At 70.3% G+C, this 19,159-nt stretch carries 18 protein-coding genes; 5 read left to right on the plus strand and 13 right to left on the minus strand.

Annotation, left to right across the window (positions count from 1 at the left end; translation table 11 throughout):
- The first annotated feature begins 89 nt into the window (after positions 1-89).
- From V8J39_RS11830 to V8J39_RS11845, 4 genes are read left to right on the plus strand one after another with little or no spacing between them, the layout of a single operon-like run.
- Complete coding sequence (locus tag V8J39_RS11830; RefSeq protein ID WP_336461082.1) at positions 90-1,346, plus strand: glycosyltransferase; 1,257 nt, start codon at positions 90-92, stop codon at positions 1,344-1,346.
- A gap of 33 nt (positions 1,347-1,379) precedes the next feature.
- Positions 1,380-2,390, plus strand: a complete 1,011-nt coding sequence (locus V8J39_RS11835; RefSeq protein WP_336461083.1) for a glycosyltransferase family 2 protein — start codon at positions 1,380-1,382, stop codon at positions 2,388-2,390.
- Positions 2,387-4,087: a DUF5927 domain-containing protein gene (locus V8J39_RS11840; RefSeq protein ID WP_442902583.1), complete on the plus strand. Its 1,701-nt coding sequence runs from the start codon at positions 2,387-2,389 to the stop codon at positions 4,085-4,087. Before V8J39_RS11835 ends, V8J39_RS11840 begins: the two co-directional genes overlap by 4 nt.
- Positions 4,088-4,106: 19 nt before the next feature.
- Positions 4,107-5,519, plus strand: coding sequence for a sulfotransferase family 2 domain-containing protein (locus V8J39_RS11845; protein WP_336461084.1), 1,413 nt, complete (start codon positions 4,107-4,109; stop codon positions 5,517-5,519).
- A gap of 84 nt (positions 5,520-5,603) precedes the next feature.
- Here the strand turns inward: V8J39_RS11845 and V8J39_RS11850 are convergent, their stop codons facing one another.
- The 7 genes from V8J39_RS11850 to V8J39_RS11880 form a co-directional block, all read right to left on the minus strand.
- Entirely contained in the window at positions 5,604-6,068 is a 465-nt protein-coding gene (locus tag V8J39_RS11850) for a PTS sugar transporter subunit IIA (RefSeq protein ID WP_336461085.1), read from the minus strand.
- A gap of 41 nt (positions 6,069-6,109) precedes the next feature.
- Positions 6,110-6,685: a ribosome hibernation-promoting factor, HPF/YfiA family gene (hpf, locus tag V8J39_RS11855; RefSeq protein ID WP_336461086.1), complete on the minus strand. Its 576-nt coding sequence runs from the start codon at positions 6,683-6,685 to the stop codon at positions 6,110-6,112.
- Positions 6,686-6,993: 308 nt separating this feature from the next.
- Complete coding sequence (lptB, locus tag V8J39_RS11860) at positions 6,994-7,752, minus strand: LPS export ABC transporter ATP-binding protein (RefSeq protein ID WP_442902592.1); 759 nt, start codon at positions 7,750-7,752, stop codon at positions 6,994-6,996.
- Positions 7,753-7,754: 2 nt separating this feature from the next.
- Positions 7,755-8,336, minus strand: coding sequence for an LptA/OstA family protein (locus tag V8J39_RS11865; protein ID WP_336461088.1), 582 nt, complete (start codon positions 8,334-8,336; stop codon positions 7,755-7,757).
- Positions 8,333-9,046, minus strand: coding sequence for an LPS export ABC transporter periplasmic protein LptC (lptC, locus tag V8J39_RS11870; RefSeq protein ID WP_336461089.1), 714 nt, complete (start codon positions 9,044-9,046; stop codon positions 8,333-8,335). The genes V8J39_RS11865 and lptC overlap by 4 nt, the downstream gene beginning before the upstream one ends.
- Positions 9,047-9,065: 19 nt before the next feature.
- On the minus strand, positions 9,066-10,046 hold the full coding sequence (locus tag V8J39_RS11875) for a KpsF/GutQ family sugar-phosphate isomerase (RefSeq protein ID WP_336461090.1): 981 nt from the start codon (positions 10,044-10,046) through the stop codon (positions 9,066-9,068).
- 9 nt (positions 10,047-10,055) lie between these two features.
- Positions 10,056-10,670 (minus strand): ribonuclease D, encoded by a 615-nt coding sequence (locus tag V8J39_RS11880; RefSeq protein ID WP_336461091.1) that lies wholly within the window; start codon positions 10,668-10,670, stop codon positions 10,056-10,058.
- A gap of 150 nt (positions 10,671-10,820) precedes the next feature.
- Here V8J39_RS11880 and V8J39_RS11885 point away from each other — a divergent pair, with 150 nt between their 5' ends.
- Positions 10,821-12,041: a M20/M25/M40 family metallo-hydrolase gene (locus V8J39_RS11885; protein ID WP_336461092.1), complete on the plus strand. Its 1,221-nt coding sequence runs from the start codon at positions 10,821-10,823 to the stop codon at positions 12,039-12,041.
- 62 nt (positions 12,042-12,103) lie between these two features.
- On the opposite strand, the gene V8J39_RS11890 is transcribed toward V8J39_RS11885, so the two are convergent.
- The 6 genes from V8J39_RS11890 to V8J39_RS11915 all read right to left on the minus strand — a co-directional run bounded on the left by V8J39_RS11890 (position 12,104) and on the right by V8J39_RS11915 (position 19,084).
- Positions 12,104-12,322 (minus strand): formate dehydrogenase subunit delta, encoded by a 219-nt coding sequence (locus tag V8J39_RS11890; RefSeq protein WP_336461093.1) that lies wholly within the window; start codon positions 12,320-12,322, stop codon positions 12,104-12,106.
- A complete protein-coding gene (gene fdhD / locus V8J39_RS11895) occupies positions 12,315-13,103 on the minus strand; it encodes a formate dehydrogenase accessory sulfurtransferase FdhD (RefSeq protein WP_336461094.1) in 789 nt (262 codons plus the stop codon). Before fdhD ends, V8J39_RS11890 begins: the two co-directional genes overlap by 8 nt.
- 8 nt (positions 13,104-13,111) lie before the next feature.
- Positions 13,112-16,006, minus strand: a complete 2,895-nt coding sequence (gene fdhF, locus V8J39_RS11900; protein ID WP_336461095.1) for a formate dehydrogenase subunit alpha — start codon at positions 16,004-16,006, stop codon at positions 13,112-13,114.
- A gap of 97 nt (positions 16,007-16,103) precedes the next feature.
- Positions 16,104-17,633 (minus strand): formate dehydrogenase beta subunit, encoded by a 1,530-nt coding sequence (locus tag V8J39_RS11905; RefSeq protein WP_336461210.1) that lies wholly within the window; start codon positions 17,631-17,633, stop codon positions 16,104-16,106.
- Positions 17,634-17,635: 2 nt separating this feature from the next.
- Entirely contained in the window at positions 17,636-18,097 is a 462-nt protein-coding gene (locus V8J39_RS11910) for a formate dehydrogenase subunit gamma (RefSeq protein WP_336461096.1), read from the minus strand.
- A gap of 93 nt (positions 18,098-18,190) precedes the next feature.
- A complete protein-coding gene (locus tag V8J39_RS11915) occupies positions 18,191-19,084 on the minus strand; it encodes a LysR family transcriptional regulator (RefSeq protein ID WP_336461097.1) in 894 nt (297 codons plus the stop codon).
- Positions 19,085-19,159: the final 75 nt, after the last annotated feature.

The following is a 19,159-nucleotide window of genomic DNA, read 5'->3' on the forward strand; positions in this document are numbered from 1 at the left end:
ACCAAGGGGGTGCGCCTGCCGTTGACAGGCGCACCCCTCTGGCCGCACACCGGGTCGGGGTCCATCGGGCCAGATCACCGGGGCGATGCGTGCCGACACCCTCCGACATCACAGCGACCGATCCGACCGCAGCGGCCACGCCGGGGCGTCTTCTGGACGTGACGCGGCTTGTGCGGCGCATCGGCCGGCCGGTCCTGACCGGGATCGACCGGGTCGAGCTTGCGTGGCTCGACCACCTGCTTGCCCGGCCCGATCCGCTGTGGCTGCTGGTGGGCGGACGCCGGCGCCAGCTGCTGCTGCCGCGCGCGGCGGGGGCGCTGATCCGCGGCTGGCTGAACGCGCCGCCGCAGCCCAAGGGCTTTGTCGAGCAGGCGATCGCGGGCCGCCGCGGGATCGCGGCCGTCGCGCGGCGCCGGCTGGCGCGGCAGGCGGTGGCGAGCGCGGGTCCGGGCAACATTGCGCGCGCCGTCGCCGCGCGGATGCCGGCGGGCGGGTGGTACCTGAACCTTGGCCATCTGAATGCCGAGGCGCCGCGGCTGGCGGGCCTTGGCCGGGTGCCGGGGCTGAAGCGCGCGCTGATGCTGCATGACGCGATCCCGCTCGACCATCCCGAATGGTCCGAACCGCACGCGGTGTCGCAGGTGGCGGCGCTGATCGCCGCCGCCAATCGCCAGAGCGAGCGGGTGATCGCGATCTCCGGCGCGACCCGCGACGCGCTGCACCGCCACGGGCTGACGCGCACGACCCGCGTCGTGCCGCTGGGCGTCGCCACCGCCGTGCCCGACCGCGCCCGGCTGCCCGATGCGCTTGACCGCGACCGGCCCTGGTTCGTCGTGCTGGGCACCGTCGAGCCGCGCAAGGACCACGAGATGCTGCTCGACCTGTGGGAAAGCCTGCGCGCGGATCCGCCCCCGGGCGGCCTGCCGCAGCTGCTGGTCATCGGCCGGCGCGGCTGGCAGAGCGACGCGCTGCTCGAACGTCTCGCGGCCGCGGCGGCCGACCCGGCGACCGGCGTCATCCACTGCGAGGCGCTCGACGATGCCGGGACCGCCGCGGCGATGGCGGAGGCCGTCGCGCTGCTGATGCCCAGCCGCGCCGAGGGCTTCGGCCTGCCGGTCTTCGAAGCGGTGGCGCTGGGCTGCCCCGTGATCGCCGCGCCGCTGCCGGCCTATCGTGAAATTCTCGGCGACTCGGTCGTTTACGCACCGGCGGGCGATCTGTATGCATGGAGATCGGAAGTCGTGCGGGCCCTGGAGCAGGCCGCTGCGGCGTCGGAGAGACGGGCGGCCGGTCCGGTGCCGGACTGGGCCGCGCATTTCAACGCCGTCTTAGCGGATCTGGCCTAGAAGGGCCCCGGCGGAGTTGCGGGCGAGGGCGTCTTGGGGGCTTGGGAAAACTACCGGCTGCGGCTGCTGCGCAAGCGCCGGCTCTGGCGCGCGTTCCGCCGCCGGCGCGAGCTGACGGCCGTCCACGACCGCACCGACGCGATCCGCAAGCACGACATCCTGCTGTTCTCGACCCTGCGCAACGAACGGATCCGCCTGCCCTATTTCCTGCGCTACTACCGCGAGCTGGGCGTGCGCCACTTCCTGATCGTCGACAACGGGTCCGACGACGGCAGCCGCGAATACCTGGCCGAGCAGAAGGACGTCTCGCTCTGGTCGAGCACGGCCAGCTACAAGCAGTCGCGCTTCGGGGTCGACTGGCTGAACTGGCTGCAGATGCGCTATGGCCACGGCCACTGGACGCTGGTCGTCGATCCCGACGAATTCTTCGTCTACCCGTTCTGCGACACCCGGCCGCTGTCGGCGCTGACCGACTGGCTGGACACGATGGCGGTGCGCTCGTTCCCGGCGATGCTGCTGGACATGTACCCCAAGGGCCCGATCGACGCCCAGCCCTATCGCGAAGGGCAGAACCCGCTTGAGATCGCCTGCTGGTTCGACAGCGGCAACTACATGATCTCGAAGAACTGGACGCTGTGGAACATCTGGATCCAGGGCGGTCCGCGCGCGCGCACCATGTTCGCCGACGATCCCTATTCGGCGCCGTCGCTGAACAAGATCCCGCTGGTGAAATGGCACCGGTCCTATTGCTACATCAGCTCGACCCACGCGCTGCTGCCGCGCGGGCTGAACAGCGTGTTCGAGGAATGGGGCGGCGAAAAGCCGTCGGGCTGCCTGCTCCACGCCAAATTCCTGTCCACCCTGCCTGCCAAGGTCGAGGAGGAACTGACGCGCGGCCAGCACTATGCCGGCAGCCGCGAATACCGCGCCTATCAGGACGGCCTGCGCGAAAGCCCGGACCTGTGGTGCAAGTGGAGCGAGAAATACATCAACTGGCGCCAGCTCGAGATTCTGGGCCTGATGTCGAAAGGCAACTGGGCGTGACGGTCGGCTATGTGATGCTGTGCCATACCGCGCTGGACCGCGCGGCCCAGGTCGCCCGGTTCTGGGCCGAGGCCGGCTGTCCGGTCGTCATCCATGTCGACGCCCGCGTCTCGGACAAGGCCTTTGCCAGCTTCGGCCGGGTGCTGGGCGACCTTGCCAACGTCTCGTTCTCGCGCCGCTACCGCTGCGAATGGGGCACCTGGTCGCTGGTCGCCGCCTCGCTTGCCGCCTCGGAACAGCTTATCGCCCGTCACCCCGAGGCGCGCCACGTCTACCTCGCCTCGGGGTCCTGCCTGCCGCTGCGCCCGGCGCAGGACCTTGCCGACTACCTTGCCAAGCGCCCCGACACCGACTTCATCGAGAGTGTGACCACCGAAGAGGTCGGCTGGACCATGGGCGGGCTCGACATCGAGCGCTTCACCCTGCGCTTCCCGTTCTCGTGGAAGCGCCAGCGTTGGATCTTCGATCGCTATGTCGACCTGCAGCGACGGCTGAAGATCCGCCGGCGCATGCCCGCGGGCCTTGTCCCGCATCTGGGCAGCCAGTGGTGGTGCCTGAGCCGCGCGACGCTGAAGGCGATCCTCGAGGATCCCGAGCGTCCGGCGATCGACCGCTTCTTCCGTCGGGTCTGGATCCCCGACGAAAGCTATTTCCAGACCCTTGTCCGCCAGCATTCGCGCAAGGTGGAAAGCCGGTCGCTGACGCTGTTCAAGTTCGACTACGAAGGCAAGCCGCACATCTTCTACGACGATCACCTGCAGCTGCTGCGCCGGTCGGACTGCTTCGTCGCCCGGAAGATCTGGCCGAATGCCGAACGCCTGTACCGCAGCTTTCTCGAGCCGCAGGAGGGCGTGCAGATCCGGGCCGAGCCGCAGCCGGGCAAGATCGACAGGCTGTTCTCGAAGGCGGTCGAGCGGCGCCAGCGCGGCCGGCCGGGGCTGTACATGCAAAGCCGCTTCCCGCGCCGGGACCACGAGAACGGCAAGACCTCGTCGCAATATTCGGTCTTCCAGGGCTTTGCCGAGCTGTTCGACGACTTCCCGGGCTGGCTGACCCGCGCGACCGGCGTCGGCCGGGTGCATGGCCACCTCTTCGCGCCCGAGGGCGTCGAATTCGCCGGCGGCGAGCGGCTGGCCAACGGTGCGCTGACCGCGGACGCCAGCCTGCGCGACTACAACCCGCAGGCCTTCCTGACCAACCTGATCTGGAACACCCGCGGCGAGCGGCAGTGCTTCCAGTTCGGCCCGCGCGACCACCAGGGCGTCGACTGGTTCATGGCCACCGACCCGAACGCGCAGATCAGCGTGATCTCGGGCGCCTGGTCGGTGCCGCTGTTCCGGTCGGACCTGCCGTTCGCGACCGTGCGGGCCGAGGCGGCACGACTGCAGCGCATCGAGACCCGGTATCTCGAGATCCTGCGCTCGATGTACGTCAAGGCGAGGGTGCGGATCTGGACGATGTCGGACTTCATCGAGAACCCGATGGAGCCGCTGCAGGCCATCGTCGACGAGATCAGCCCCCGCGCCGCCCGCCGCCTGACCGAACCGCCGCAGATGGTCGACCTGACCGGCTTCGGCCGCTTCCTGCAGAACCTGCGCAACGAGGGCATGAAACCCACGCTGATGGGCGATTTCCCGGTCAATGGCGATCCCCGCATCGCCGCGCCGCGCGGCCGCCGGCCCTATCTCGTGCAATGACTCAGACGGACCCGACTGAATGACCCGTTTCGACAGCTTCGTGATCTTCGCCGAGATGCGCACCGGCTCGAACCTCCTCGAGGCGGCGCTGAACGCGGTCGAGGGGCTTTCCTGCCTGGGCGAGGCGTTCAACCCCAAGTTCCCGGGCTATCCGAACCGCGACGAGGTGCTGGGCGTCACCCTGGCCGAGCGTGTGGCCGACCCGGCGCGGCTGCTCGCGCGGATCCGCGCGGCCGAGGGGCTGAACGGGTTCCGCTTCTTCCACGACCACGAACCGCGCATTGTCGACGAGCTGATCGAGGACCGCCGCTGCGCCAAGATCGTGCTGACCCGCAACCCGGCCGAAAGCTTCGTGTCGCTGCAGATCGCGCGGCAGACCGGGCAGTGGCGGCTGAAGGACGCCAAGCACCAGAAGAGCGGGCAGATCGACTTTTCGTCGGACGATTTCGAGGCGCACCTGGAACAGCTGCAGGCCTTCCAGCTGCGGATCCAGCACGGGCTGCAGATCACCGGCCAGACCGCCTTCTACGTCGATTACGAGGACATTCAGGACCCCGCCGTGCTGGACGGCCTCGTGCGTCACCTCGGGATCGAGGCCGGGATCGACAGGCTGCCCTCGGATCTCGTGAAGCAGAACCCCGAGCCGATGGAGGCCAAGGTCGCCAACTTCCCGGCGATGGAACGGGCGCTCGCGCGGCTCGACCGGTTCAACCTGACCCGCACGCCGAATTTCGAGCCGCGCCGCGGGCCCGGCGTGCCGCAGTTCGTCGCCGCGGCGGCGGCGCCGCTGCTGTTCATGCCGGTCAAGGGCGGCCCCGTCGCCGCGGTCAGCGACTGGCTGGCGCAGCTGGGCGGGCTCGAGGGCGGCTTCACCCAGAAGACGCTGCGGCAGTGGCAGAAGGCGCACCCGGGGCATCGCAGCTTCACCGTGCTGCGCCACCCCGTCGCCCGCGCCCATGCCGCCTTCTGCGAGCATGTGCTGAACGGCGATTACGCCGAGATCCGCGAGCAGCTGAAGAAGTTCTACAAGCTGCCGCTGCCGCCGGTGGCCAAGGTCGACCAGATGACGCTGGACGAGCATCGCGCGGCCTTCCTCGGCTTCGTGCGGTTCCTGAAGGGCAATCTCGCCGGCCAGACCGCGATCCGCATCGACGGCGCCTGGGCCAGCCAGACCGCGGTGCTGCAGGGCCAGGCGCAATTCGCCTTCCCCGACCTGCTTGCCCGCGAGGAGACGCTGGCCGAGGATCTGGCAGCGCTGTGCGCGCGGCTGGGGATCGCGGCGCCGGCGTTCCGCGCCGCGCCGCCCGCGCGGCCGTTCCCGCTGGCCGAGGTGGTGACGCCCGAGATCGAGGCCGCGGTCTCCGAGGCCTATCAGCGCGATTACCTGGGATTTGGTTTCGCCGAGCGCTGCCCCGTGCCGGCCTCGGCCTGAAACAGGGGCGGGGGGAGGCGCGCCTCCCCCCGTGCCCCCCCTGCGCTCGGGTGCCCTTGCCCGGCGGCGGGTCAGGCGGCGGGGTCAGGCGGCCTGGGTGCCGCGGACCTCGGTCAGCAGGGCGTGCAGGATCGCGGGATCGGAATTGGCGCGCAGCTTGCTGCACACGCCCGAGTCGCGCATCGTGCGCGAAACCAGCGCCAGCGCCTTCAGATGATCGACGCCCGAGCTTTTCGGCGCGAGCAGCGCGAAGATGAGATCGACCGGCTGACGGTCGACCGCATCGAAATCCATCGGTTTCTCAAGCTTGAAGAAGATGCCGACCACGCGGTCGAGCCCGTGCAGCCGCGCATGCGGCAGGGCGACGCCGTGGCCGACCCCGGTCGGGCCAAGGCTTTCGCGTTCCTGCAGGGCGTCGACGGTGTCGGTCGCGCTGAGGCCGTAGATGGCCTGGGCGATGTCGCCCAGGTCCTGAAACAGGCGCTTCTTGGAAGTGACGTGACCCACGGCCTTGACGGCACCGGGATTGAGCAGCGTTGCGAGTTCCATGTGACCTTGCTGTTCCCACGCGCTTCCGCAGAGGCGCGTCCCTAGTTCGCGGCAGCCGGTTCGATCCAGCCGAAGTTCCCGTCGTCGCGGCGATGCACGACGTTCACCCGCCCGCTCTTCTCGTTGCGGAACACCAGAAGCGGTGCCGCGCTCAGTTCCATCTGCATCACCGCCTCGCCGACCGAGAGCGTGGGGACCTTGGTCTCCGTCTCGGCGATGATGATCGGTGCCAGACCGTCTGCCTCGGCCTCGTCGCCTTCTTCGTTTGCGGCGAGGATATACGAGGCGGCCCCGTCGAATTCAACCGGGCTCTGGCGCGTGCGACCGTGGTCCTTCAGCCGGCGCTTGTAGCGGCGGAGCTGCTTGTCCATCTTCTCGCGGCAGGCCTCGAAGGCGGCGTAGACTTCGGGCGACTTGCCGGTCGAGGCTGCGGTCAAACCGGTCGACAGGTGCACTGTCGCCTCGCAGTGATACTCGTAAGCCGCTTTCGAGAAGACGATGGTCGCGTCCGTGGGACGGCCCGCGTACTTCTCCAATGTCTCGCCAAGTTCGGATTTGACGTGGATCTGCAGGGCATCGCCCACATCCATCCCCTTGCCGCTGATCTGATAGCGCATGGCTCCTCCTTCTGTCTTGCACCGCCCGGTCAGGCTAGGGCCTGACCGTTTAGGCGCGGTTAGTGACTGCTCCGAAGTCGGCCGGATACACAGTGGCGGGGACCACTGCCGGGCGCGCCGGAACATCGGCGCGACCACCCGGAGAGGAAGCGATACTCGGGGCCTTTGACCCATTTGGCTCCCAAATCCGGGCGTCTGTCAACGCCTCTTACCGACGTGGGTCCGGACCCGGCCCCGGGCAAGATCGGCCTGCCGGATTCGGCGGCAACCTGCCGTCGGGGCCCGGCCGTCGGCGGAGAAGCGGTGGATCAGGAGATCGAGAAGGTCTGGCCGAGGTAGACGCGGCGCACGTTCTCGTCGGCGATGACCTCGTCGGTGGTGCCGCTCATCAGCACCGCGCCGTCGTGCAGGATATAGGCCCGGTCGACGATGCCCAGGGTCTCGCGCACGTTGTGGTCGGTGATCAGCACGCCGATGCCGCGCGACTTCAGGCCGTGCACCAGCGTGCGGATGTCGTCGACCGCGATCGGGTCGACACCGGCGAAGGGCTCGTCCAGCAGCAGGTACTTGGGATCGGCCGCAAGGCAGCGCGCGATCTCGACCCGCCGCCGCTCGCCGCCCGACAGCGCCAGCGCGGGCGCCCGGCGGATGTGGGTGATCGAGAATTCCGACAGCAGCTCCTCGAGCCGCTCGCGCCGCTTGTGGCGGTTGGGCTCGGTGATCTCGAGCACGGCGAGGATGTTGTCCTCGACCGTCAGGCCGCGGAAGATCGACACCTCCTGCGGCAGATAGCCGATGCCCATCCGCGCCCGGCGGTACATCGGCAGGCCGGTCACGTCGCGCCCGTCGATCGCGACCTGCCCGGCATCGGGGGTGATCAGGCCGGCGATCTGGTAGAAGCAGGTGGTCTTGCCCGAGCCGTTCGGCCCCAGAAGCGCCACGACCTCGCCGCGCTGCAGCTCCATCGAGACGTCGCGGATCACCATGCGCTTGCGATAGCTCTTGCGCAGCGAGGTCACGCGCAGGCCCGAGGTGTCCTGCGCCGCGGTCGGAACGTCGGCCGGCATCATCAGTTGCCGCCTCCGCCCTGCCCGGAGGGCTGGCTCTGGAACACGCTGCGGACCCGGCCGCCCGACATCAGCCCGGTGCCAGTGTCGACATCGACGGTCAGCCGCTGCCCGGCGACCGAGTTCGGCCCTTGCGTCAGCAGCACGTCGGTGGTCATCACGATCTCGCCGGTCTCGGGGCGATAGACCGCCTCGCGGCCCTCGGCGGCCTCGGTCGGCGTGGTCAGGGTCACGCCGTCGGTCGCGTCGATGCGGTCGATCTGGCTGATCGGCTTGCCGTCGGGGCCGCGCATGTAGGTGACCACGGCCTTGGGCGCGGTCATCCGCATCGTGCCCTGAACGACGATGACATTGCCGGTGAAGGTCGCGAGGCCCGCGTTCTGGTCGACCGAGAGCGCGTCCGAGGTCACCTCGACGGGCTCGTCGGGGTCCTGCTTCAGCCCCGACATCTGCACGCTGGTGCCCTGCTGCTGCTGCGCCAGCGCCGGGACCGGACCTGCGGCGCCGACCGCCGCGATCAGCGCGAGCGTCGGCACGAACCCGAACCCCGCGCGAAGCCTGCCTGCCGCAAAGGTGCCGATCATTGCCCGTCGTCTCCGTTCTGGGGGGTGCCGGTGCCCGTCGTCGCACCGGGCACGCTGCCTGCCGCCGTGTCCGTGGTTGTCACGTCGCTTCTAGCCGCATCCGCGCTGTCGCGCGACGGCTGATATACAAGGTGCACGTCGCCGTTGAAATCCGCCATCTGCGCGTCCGTGGGGCCGTAGATGTGCATCGCGTTCGCGGTCAGCGTGCCAAAGGGCGCCTCGCCCTCGACCGGCCCGGGAGAGATCGCCTCGCCGGTGCCCAGCACCATGTTCATCGCCTGGCTGCGCAGCTCCATCCCGTCGGAGGTGGTGATCACCACGTTGCCGTCGAGATAGAGCCGGTCCTCGGCGCTCTCCAGCCGGCCGTGGTCGGCGACGAGGTCGGTCAGCTTGCCGCCATCCCCCTGCAGCTGCGCCGCGACCGTCTCGGCCAGCGTGCGCCCGGTGCTTTCGAGATCGGGGCGCGCGGTGGCGGCGGTGACGGTCAGCACATCGCCCGAGTCGGTCAGCGTCGAATAGCGCGGCGCGGTCAGCCGCTGGTCGCGGGTCATCTCGGCCACGTCGACATCGGCATAGGGCAGCGCGTCCTCGGGCGAGATCCGCCGCGACACAAGGAACAGGGTCGACAACAGCACAAGCGCCGTCAGCGGCAGCACCAGCTTCAGCAGGGCCACGATCCGGGAATGGATGTTGTCGTATTCGCGTGCCACCGCTGCCGCGCTCCCCGCGTCAGGCCACGCCTGCCCGCAGGCAGTCGTGGATGTGGATGATCCCCTGCGGCCGGCCGTCGCCCTGCGGATCGACGGCGAAGAGCGAGGTGATCTTGAACTCGTTCATCAGCTTCACCGCCGCCTCGGCCAGCGCGCCGGGCGCGATGGTGCGCGGATTGCGGGTCATCACCTCGGCCGCGGTGTGATCCAGCAGACCGTCGAGGTGGCGCCGAAGGTCGCCGTCGGTCACGACGCCCGTCAGCCGGCCCGCGGCATCGGTCACGCCGACGGCGCCGAAGCCGCGCTGGCTCATGGTGATCAGCACCTCGCCCATGGCCTGTCCCTCGGGCACCAGCGGCATCTCGAGATGCATGAGGTCGGCGACCCGGCTCAGCCGCGCGCCGAGCTTGCCGCCAGGATGGTAGGTGCGGAAATCCTCGGGCGAGAACTGGCGGTGTTCCATCAGCGCGACGGCGAGCGCGTCGCCCAGCGCGATGGTCATGGTGGTCGAGGTCGTCGGCACGACGCCGGTGCCGCAGGCCTCTTCGGCCTTCGGCAGCAGGATCGCCACGTCCGACTGGCGCAGCAGCGTCGAGCCCTCGCGCGAGGCGACGCCGATCAGCGGGATCGCGAAGCGCCGGGTATGGGCGATGATGTCGGCAAGCTCGGGCGTCTCGCCCGAGTTCGACAGGACCAGCGCCACGTCCTCGGGCGTGACCATGCCGAGGTCGCCGTGGCTCGCCTCGGCCGGGTGGACGAATTGCGCGGGCGTCCCGGTCGAGGCGAGCGTCGCCGCGATCTTGCGCCCGACATGGCCCGACTTGCCCATGCCCGAGACGACGACGCGGCCGCGCGACTTCAGGATCAGGCGCAGGGCCTCGGCGAAGCTTTCGCCAAGGCTCTCGCCCAGCAGGTCGAGCGCGCGCGCCTCGATCCCGATCACCCGGCGGGCGGTGGCGAGGAAGACGTCGCTGTCGTCGGTGGTGGCAGTGGGGGACATGGGTCGCGATCAGTGGTTGAAGATGTCGGTGGTGTCGGACCAGCCCATCAGGTCCAGTTTCGCACGCGTGGGCAGGAAGTCGAAGCAGGCCTGCGCCAGCGGCAGCCGTCCCTCGCGGATCAGCCGCAGCTCCAGCTCGGCCTTCAGCCGGTGCAGGTGCAGCACGTCCGAGGCGGCGTAGTCCTTTTGCGCATCGCTCAGGCTGGCCGCCCCCCAGTCCGAGGTCTGCTGCTGCTTCGAGATGTCGGTGCCGACCATTTCGTGCAGCAGGTACTTCAGGCCGTGGCGGTCGGTATAGGTGCGGATCATCCGCGAGGCGATCTTGGTGCACCAGACCGGCGCGGTGGTGACGCCGAAGGCATTGTGCAGCGCGGCGATGTCGAACCGGCCGAAGTGGAACAGCTTCAGCACCGCCGGGTCGGCCAGCATCCGCTCGAGATTGGGGGCGCTGGTCTGGCCGCGGGCGATCTGCACCATATGCGCATCGCCGTCGCCCGAGGACATCTGCACCAGGCACAGCCGGTCGCGCCGCGGATCGAGCCCCATCGTCTCGGTGTCGATCGCGACCACCGGGCCAAGGTCGAGCCCGTCGGGCAGGTCGTTGTGATAGAGATGGTTCGCCAAGGGTCCGGGTCCGTCCGTGTTCGCGCGACCATATAGTCACCGTGGCGCCGGGATGCCAACGGGCAGGCGGATTTGCACTCGGCGCAGATCGCCGTAAAAGACGGGCGACGCCCGGGGCGCACCCGCCCGGGCCAAACCGGAGTGCTCCCCGTGCCGAACCCCGCGCAGACCCCCGCCGACATCGACGCGATCCTTGCCGATCCCCGCCTGCAGGCCGCCTTCGCGGCGCTCGAGGCCGGCCACGACCGCTTCGTCGAGGAGATCGTCGAGCTGACCGAGATCCCGGCGCCGCCGTTCAAGGAGGCGGTCCGGGCCGCCGCCTATCTCGAGAAGTTCCGCGCGCTGGGCCTGCAGGACTGCACGATCGACGCCGAGGGCAATGTCACCGGCCTGCGCCGCGGCCGCGGCAACGGCGGGCTGATCGTCGCCGCCGCGCATCTCGACACCGTGTTCCCCGAGGGCACCGACGTCACCGTCCGGCGCGAGGGCACGAAGCTTTTCGCCCCGGGTGTGGGCGACGACACCCGCGGGCTGGCGACGCTGCTGGCCTTCATCCGGGCGCTGGATGCCGGCGGCATCGAGACGGTGCAGGACATCCTCTTCGTCGGCGACGTCGGCGAGGAGGGCAAGGGCGACCTGCGCGGCATCCGCCACCTGTTCACCGCCAGCGCCCACAAGGACCGCATCGAGGGCTTCTTCAGCTTCGACGGCATCCACACCGCGGATCTGGTGACCTCGGCCGTGGGCTCGCTGCGCCACCGGGTGACCTTCTCGGGCCCGGGCGGGCACAGCCTGAACGCGTTCGGCACCGCGAACCCGGGCTATGCGCTGGGCGCCTTCCTGCAGGGCATGGCGGGCCTCGAGGTCCCGGCCGAGCCGCTGACCACCTTCTCGGCGGCGGTCTTCGGGGGCGGCACCTCGATCAACGCGATCCCGGAGGAGGCCTTCGTCGAGATCGACCTGCGCTCGGTCTCGGGCACCGAGCTTGCCCGGCTCGATGCAAGGGTGCACGAGATCGCCGAGGCGGCGGCCGCGGCCGAGACGGCACGGGCCACGACCGGCCGGATCGGGGTGAGCTGGCGGGCGCTGGGCAACCGCCCGGCGGGCGAGACCGCGCCGGGCACGCGGCTGCGTGCGGTGAGCGAGGCCGCGATCCGGGCGCTGGGCTTCGAGCTGAGCGTCAAGGCCTCGTCGACCGACGCGAACATCCCGATGAGCCTCGGCATCCCGGCGGTGACGGTGGGGACCGGCGGCGACGGCGGGCGGGCCCACAGCCTCGAGGAATGGATCGACGTGGCCGAGGGGCCGAGCCTGCAGGGGCAGAAGGCGGGGCTTCTGGCATTGGTGGGCGCGGCCGGGATCAGCGGCTGAGCCGGCAAGGAAGGAGCGGGGGGCATGCATGCCCCCCGCTCCCCCCGCTTCGGGGCCAGGCCTCAGGCGGCGGGAATGCGGATGTCGGGGGCGGCCTCGAGCACCAGCGGGTGCAGGCCCGTGCCGCCCGCCGCCAGCAGCCGGCCGAAGGCTGTGCGCATCCGCGGGTCCCAGAAGTCGTTCAGGTGCCTGGCCACGCCCTCGGCGCGTTCGGGCTGGGTCTCGAAGAAGGTGGCGATCTGGTTTGCCATCCGCACGAGCTTGGCATCGGTGTCAGACATCGGCGGGTACCTCGGTGATGCGGTCGGGATGGGTATGAAGTTCGAAGCCGGTGCCGCGGGCGCGGGTGACGAGCGTGAGGCCCGCGGCCATGGCCTCCTCGACCGCGAGCGTGGTCGGGGCAGAGGCCGCGACGACAATCGATGTTCCCAGCGTCGCCGCCTTCTGCACCATGTCGACCGAGACCCGGCTGGTCAGCAGCAGCGCGCCGCTGGCCGGGTCGACGCCGCCCCGGGTCAGCGCGCCCGCCAGCTTGTCGAGCGCATTGTGCCGGCCCACGTCCTCGCGCGCGATCATCGCCTGGCCTGCGCGCCAGAAGCCCGCGGCATGCACGGCGCGGGTCGCATCGTGCAGCCGCTGCTCGGCCGGCAGCGCGGCCACCGCCGACAGGACCTGCGCCGGCGACATCCGCAGCGTGCCGGTCACCCGCGGCAGCGGGCGCAGCGCCTCGGCCAGACTGTCGATGCCGCACAGCCCGCAGCCCACCGGCCCGGCCCTGTCGCGCCGGCGCCGCGCGACCCGCTCGGCCGCCGGCGCCGCCAGCCAGACCCGCGCCTCGAGGCCCCGGCCCTGCGGCAGGATCTCGATGCTCTCGATCTCCTCCGGCGCCGCGATCGCCTCGGTCCGCAGGAAGCCGGTCGCGAAATCCTCGAGATCGGCGGGCGTCGCCATCATCACCGCCACGGTCGAGCCGTTGACGGTGATCGCGACGGGCCGCTCCTCGGCCAGCGGCCGGTCGACCGGGCCCCAGCGCCCCTCGCGATGCGCTTTCGCCGGCGTCATGGCCGGGCTCACTCCGCCGCGGGCAGGATGCGGCGCGCGCGTTCCGACAGCGCCTCGTAATCCTCCTGCCAGTCCGTCGGCCCGTTCGAGGGCGAGACCTGCACCGCCGTCACCTTGTATTCCGGGCAGTTCGTCGCCCAGTCGGAATAGTCGGTGGTGATGACGTTGGCCTGCGTCGCGGGGTGGTGGAAGGTGGTGTAGACCACGCCCGGGCTGACCCGTTCGGTGATCTTCACCCGCAGCGTGGTCTCGCCGGCGCGCGAGGCGAGCCGGGCCCAGTCGCCCTCCTTCATCCCCCGGTTCTCGGCATCGTGCGGGTGCATCTCGAGAAGGTCCTCGGGGTGCCAGGCCACGTTCGCCGTACGCCGGGTCTGGGCGCCGACGTTGTAGTGGCTGAGGATCCGGCCCGTGGTCAGCAGCAGCGGGAAGCGCGGCCCGGTCTTTTCATCCGTCGCCACGTATTCGGTGTTGATGAACCGCCCCCGGCCCCGGACGAAGCCGTCGACATGCATCACCGGCGTGCCCTCGGGCGCGCTGTCGTTGCAGGGCCACTGCACCGAACCCATCTCTTCCAGCCGCTCGTAGCTGACGCCCGCGAACGAGGGCGTGGTCATCGCGATCTCGTCCATGATCTGGGCCGGGTGGGTATAGGTCCAGCCCGCGCCCATCGCGTTGGCAAGCCGCAGCGTCACCTCCCAGTCCGCCAGCCCGTTCTTGGGTGCCATCACCCTGCGCACGCGGTTGATGCGCCGCTCGGCATTGGTGAAGGTCCCGTCCTTTTCCAGGAAGGTCGAGCCCGGCAGGAAGACATGGGCGTAGTTCGCGGTCTCGTTCAGGAACAGGTCGTGCACGATTACGCAGTCCATCGCGGCGAGGCCCGCCGAGACGTGATGCGTGTCGGGGTCGGACTGCAGGATGTCCTCGCCCTGGATGTAGAGGCCGCGGAAGCTGCCATCCACCGCGGCATCCAGCATGTTGGGGATGCGCAGGCCGGGCTCGGGGTTCAGTTCCGTCCCCCAGAGCTTGTCGAAGATCGCGCGGACCTCGTCGCCCGAGACATGGCGATAGCCCGGAAGTTCATGCGGGAACGAGCCCATGTCGCACGAACCCTGCACGTTGTTCTGCCCGCGCAGCGGGTTCACGCCGACGCCGGGGCGGCCGATGTTGCCGGTCAGCATCGCGAGGTTGGCGATGCCCATGACGGTGGTCGAGCCCTGCGAATGCTCGGTCACGCCGAGCCCGTAGTAGATCGAGCCGTTGCCGCCGCGCGCGAAGGTGTGGGCCGCGGCGCGCAGCTCGGCCGACGGAACGCCGGTCAGAAGCTCCGTCGCCTCGGGCGCGTGACGCGGGTCGGCGATGAAGGCCGCATAGTCCTGGAACTCGTCCCAGTCGCAGCGCTCGCGGATGAAGGCCTCGTCGAAGAGGCCCTCGGTGACGATGACATGCGCCAGCGCCGAGACGACGGCGACGTTGGTCCCGGGGCGCAGCGGAAGGTGATGCGCGGCCTCGATATGCGGCGATTTCACAAGGTCGATGCGGCGGGGATCGATGACGATCAGCTTCGCGCCCTCGCGCAGCCGCTTCTTCAGCCGCGAGCCGAACACCGGGTGGCCGTCGGTCGGGTTGGCGCCGATGACGATGACGACGTCGGTCTGTTCGACCGAGTCGAAATCCTGCGTGCCGGCCGAGGTGCCGAAGGCGCGGCCCAGCCCGTAGCCCGTGGGCGAATGGCAGACGCGGGCGCAGGTGTCGACGTTGTTGGTGCCGAAGACCTGGCGCACCAGCTTCTGCACCAGATAGGTCTCCTCGTTGGTGCAGCGCGACGAGGTGATGCCGCCGATCGCGTTCTTGCCGTGCGCTTCCTGGATGGCGCGCATCCGGGTGGCGGCGAAGCCGAGCGCCTCGTCCCAGCTCACCTCTTTCCAGGGATCGTTGATGCTGTCGCGGATCATCGGCTTCAGGATCCGGTCGCTGTGGCTGGCATAGCCGTAGGCGAAGCGGCCCTTGACGCAGGAATGGCCGCGGTTCGCCTTGCCGTGCTTGTAGGGCACCATGCGCACCAGCTCGTCGCCGCGCATCTGCGCCTCGAACGAACAGCCGACGCCGCAATAGGCGCAGGTGGTGATGATCGACCGGTCGGGAGTGCCGATCTCGATCACCGACTTCTCCTGCAGCGTCGCGGTCGGGCAGGCCTGCACGCAGGCGCCGCAGGACACGCATTCGCTGCCCAGGAAGTCGTCCGAGGCCATCCCGGCCGAAACCCGGCTGTCGAAGCCACGGCCCTGGATCGTCAGCGCGAATGTCCCCTGCACCTCTTCGCAGGCGCGCACGCAGCGCGAGCAGACGATGCATTTCGACGGGTCGTAGGTGAAGTAGGGGTTGCTGTCGTCCTTCGGCATCCAGTCCGGGTTCGCCTCGCCCGAGGTGTCGCGGGCGCGGAAATGGTCGGCCTTGGGTTCGTAGCGCACGTCGCGCAGGCCGACGGCGCCGGCCATGTCCTGCAGTTCGCAATCGCCATTCGCCGCGCAGGTCAGGCAGTCGAGCGGGTGGTCGGAGATGTAGAGCTCCATCACCCCCTTGCGCAGGGTCTTGATCTCGGGGGTCTGGGTGTGGACGACCATGCCCTCGGCCACCGGCGTGGTGCACGAGGCGGGGGTGCCGTTGCGCCCCTCGATCTGCACGAGGCAGAGCCGGCACGAGCCGAAGGCGGCCATGTTGTCGCTGGCGCAAAGCTTCGGGATCTGGATCCCGGCGATCGAGGCCGCGCGCATCACCGAGGTCCCCGCCGGGACGGTCACCGGGAAGCCGTCGACGGTCAGCGTGACGGTCACGTCAGAGTTGACGGCGGGCGTTCCGAAGTCGCGCCCGTCGGGCGTCTTCGTGGGCAGGATGAAGTCCTTCATGGGCGGGCACCCCCTGTACACCCCCTGTACACCCCCCGTGCATCTTCAACGGGTTGGCGGCAGGGGCCGGTTTCGCGGGAAAGGATGGCGGGGCGGCTCATTCGGCGGCCTCGCGCGCGGTCTGGAAGTCTTCGGGGAAGTGGGTCAGCGCCGACATCACCGGATAGGGCGTGAAGCCGCCCAGCGCGCAGAGCGAGCCGAGCTTCATCGTGTTGCACAGGTCCTTCAGCAGCGGCACCGCCGTCGCGTCGCCGCGCGCGATGCGGTCGACGGTCTCGACCCCGCGCACGGCGCCCAGGCGGCAGGGCGTGCACTTGCCGCAGCTTTCGATCGCGCAGAATTCCAGCGCGAAGCGCGCCTGCGCCAGCATGTCCGCGGTCTCGTCGAAGACCACGATGCCCGCGTGGCCGATCAGCCCGCCCTTGCCCGCGTAATCCTCGTAGCCGAAGGGCGTGTCGAACAGCGCGCGCGGGAAGTAGGCGCCAAGCGGCCCGCCGACCTGCACCGCCTTGACCGGGCGCCCGCTCGCGGTGCCGCCGCCGATGTCCTCGACGATCTCGCCGAGCGACAGGCCGAAGGCGGCCTCGAACAGCCCGCCGCGCTTCACGTTGCCGGCGATCTGCAGCGGCATCGTGCCGCGCGACCGGCCATGGCCGAACTCGGCGTACCAGGCCCCGCCATGGGCGAGGATCGCGGGCACCGTCGCCAGCGACAGCACGTTGTTGACGATCGTCGGCTGGCCGAACAGCCCCTCGAGCGCGGGGATCGGCGGCTTCGCCCGCACGACGCCGCGCTTGCCCTCGAGCGAGTTCAGCAGCGAGGTCTCCTCGCCGCAGACATAGGCGCCGGCACCGACGCGCAGCTCAAGCTCGAAGGCGCGGCCCGAGCCCAGCACCGACGGGCCAAGCAGGTCGGCGCCGCGCGCGATCTCGATCGCGGCCTGCATCACCCGGTTCGCATCGGGATATTCCGAGCGCGAGTAGATGTAGCCCCGCGTCGCGCCGACCGCGAGCGCGGCGATCGCCATGCCCTCGATCAGGCAGAACGGGTCGCCCTCCATCAGCATCCGGTCGGCGAAGGTGCCGCTGTCGCCCTCGTCGGCATTGGCGACGACGTATTTCTGCGGCGCGACCGCGTCGTGGACGGTCTTCCACTTGATGCCGGTCGGGAAGCCCGCGCCGCCGCGGCCGCGCAGGCCCGAGGCGGTGACCTCCTCGACGATCGCCGCGCCGGTCATGCCGACGGCCCGGCGAAGGCCCGAAAGGCCGCCGTGGGCCTCGTAGTCGGGCAGGCTCAGCGGATCGGTGAGGCCGCAGCGCGCGAAGGTGATCCTGGTCTGGCGCTTCAGCCAGGGAATGTCCTCGGTCAGCCCCAGCGCCGTCGGATGCGCGCCGAACTCCGCGTCGAACAGCGCCGGCACGTCGGCGGCGGTGACCGGCCCGAAGGCGATGCGGCCGTCCGGCGTCGCCACTTCCAGCAACGGCTCCAGCCAGACCGCGCCGCGCGAGCCGTTGCGCACCAGCGTCACCGGCAGGCCGCGCTTCGCCGCCTCGTCGGACACGGCGCGGGCGACCGCCTCGGCCCCGAGGGCCTTGGCGGCGGCATCGGCGGGAACGTAGATCGTCAGGGTCACAGGCCGGCCTCCGTCGCGATCGCCTCGATCTTCTCCATGTCCATCCGGCCGATGACCTCGCCGTCATAGAGCGCCGAGGGGCCGCAGGCGCACAGCCCGAGGCAGAACACCGGCTCGAGCGTCAGCTGCCCGTTCGCCGAGGTTTCGTGCCAGTCGAGGCCGAGCCGGGCGAGGGCGCGGGCGGCGAGATCGTCGCAGCCCATCGCCTGGCAGGCCTCGGCCCGGCAGAGCTTGAGCGTGTGGGTCCCGGCGGACGAGGTCCGGAAGTCGTGGTAGAACGACATCACGCCATGCGCCTCGGCGCGCGAGATGTTCAGCGCCTCGGCGATCTGCGGCAGCGCCTCCTGCGGCACGTGGCCGAATTCGGCCTGGACCGCGTGCAGGATCGGCAGCATCGGCCCTTCCAGGTGCCGGTGCGCTGCGATGATCTCGGCCAGGCGGCCTTCGGTTGCTGCCACGGGTGTCCTCCCCCCTTCGGTTGCGGTGCCGACTCTAGGCGAATTGGGCTGCCGATCAATATCGACGGTCCGTCAGTCGATTTGAAATGTCTATCAAGCCGCCTGCGGTTCGGCGATGGCCTGTGCCGCGGCGATCAGCGCGGCGATCATCGGCGGATGCGGTTCGCGGTGCGGGGCGACAAGGCCGACGGAATGGCTGGCCCCGGGCCCGGCGATCGGCCGCGACACCAGCCCCGCGCCCCGGGCGAACATCGCCGCAAGCGCCGCGGGCACGATCGAGACCCAGGCCCCGGTCGCGACATGGGCCGCAAGCGCGATGGTCGAATTCGACTCGACCTGCGGCGCCGGCGTCGCGCCCGACTGGCGCAGCAGCCGGTCGATGATCCGGCGGTTCTGCATCTCGGCGGTCAGCAGGCACAGCGGCTCCTGCGCGATCCGGTCCCAGCCGACCTCGGGCAGGGCGGCCAGCGGCGAGGCCCCGGCGCACAGCAGCCGGTAATCCTCGCGCCAGAGTGCGACCTGCGCGACCCGGCCCAGCGGCTCGTTGTCGAGGTAGGAGAGCCCCGCATCGAGGTCGAGCGCCTCGATCCCGTCGAGGATCTCGGCCGAGGGGCGGGAATAGACGGCAAGCCGCAGGCCGGGATTGCGGGCGAGGAAGGGGCCCGTCAGCTCGGCCACCCGCGGCAGCGCGGTCGGGATCACGCCCAGGCGCAGCGTGCCGGTCAGGCCGTGGCGGGCGGCGCGCATCTCCTCGCGCAGGGCGCGGGTGTCGGCGACGATGGCCTGCGCGCGGGCCAGCGCCCGCTCGCCCTCGGGCGTCAGGCCCTGGAAGCGCGAGCCGCGGAACACCAGCTGCACCCCGAGCTGGTCCTCGAGCTGGCGGATCGCGGAGCTGAGCGTCGGCTGGGTCACGCCCACGGCCTCGGCCGCCCGGCCGAAATGGCGGTGGCGGGCAAGGGCGATGAACATCTCGAGCCGGTCGATCATGGCGCGACGCTACACCGCCGCCGCCATCCGCGCCAAGGCCGGGCGGTGGCCCCGGCGCGGGGGGGCTCGGGGGGG

Origin of the sequence: Frigidibacter sp. MR17.24, from assembly GCF_037095655.1 — a bacterium.
In the GTDB taxonomy this organism is placed as follows: domain Bacteria; phylum Pseudomonadota; class Alphaproteobacteria; order Rhodobacterales; family Rhodobacteraceae; genus Frigidibacter.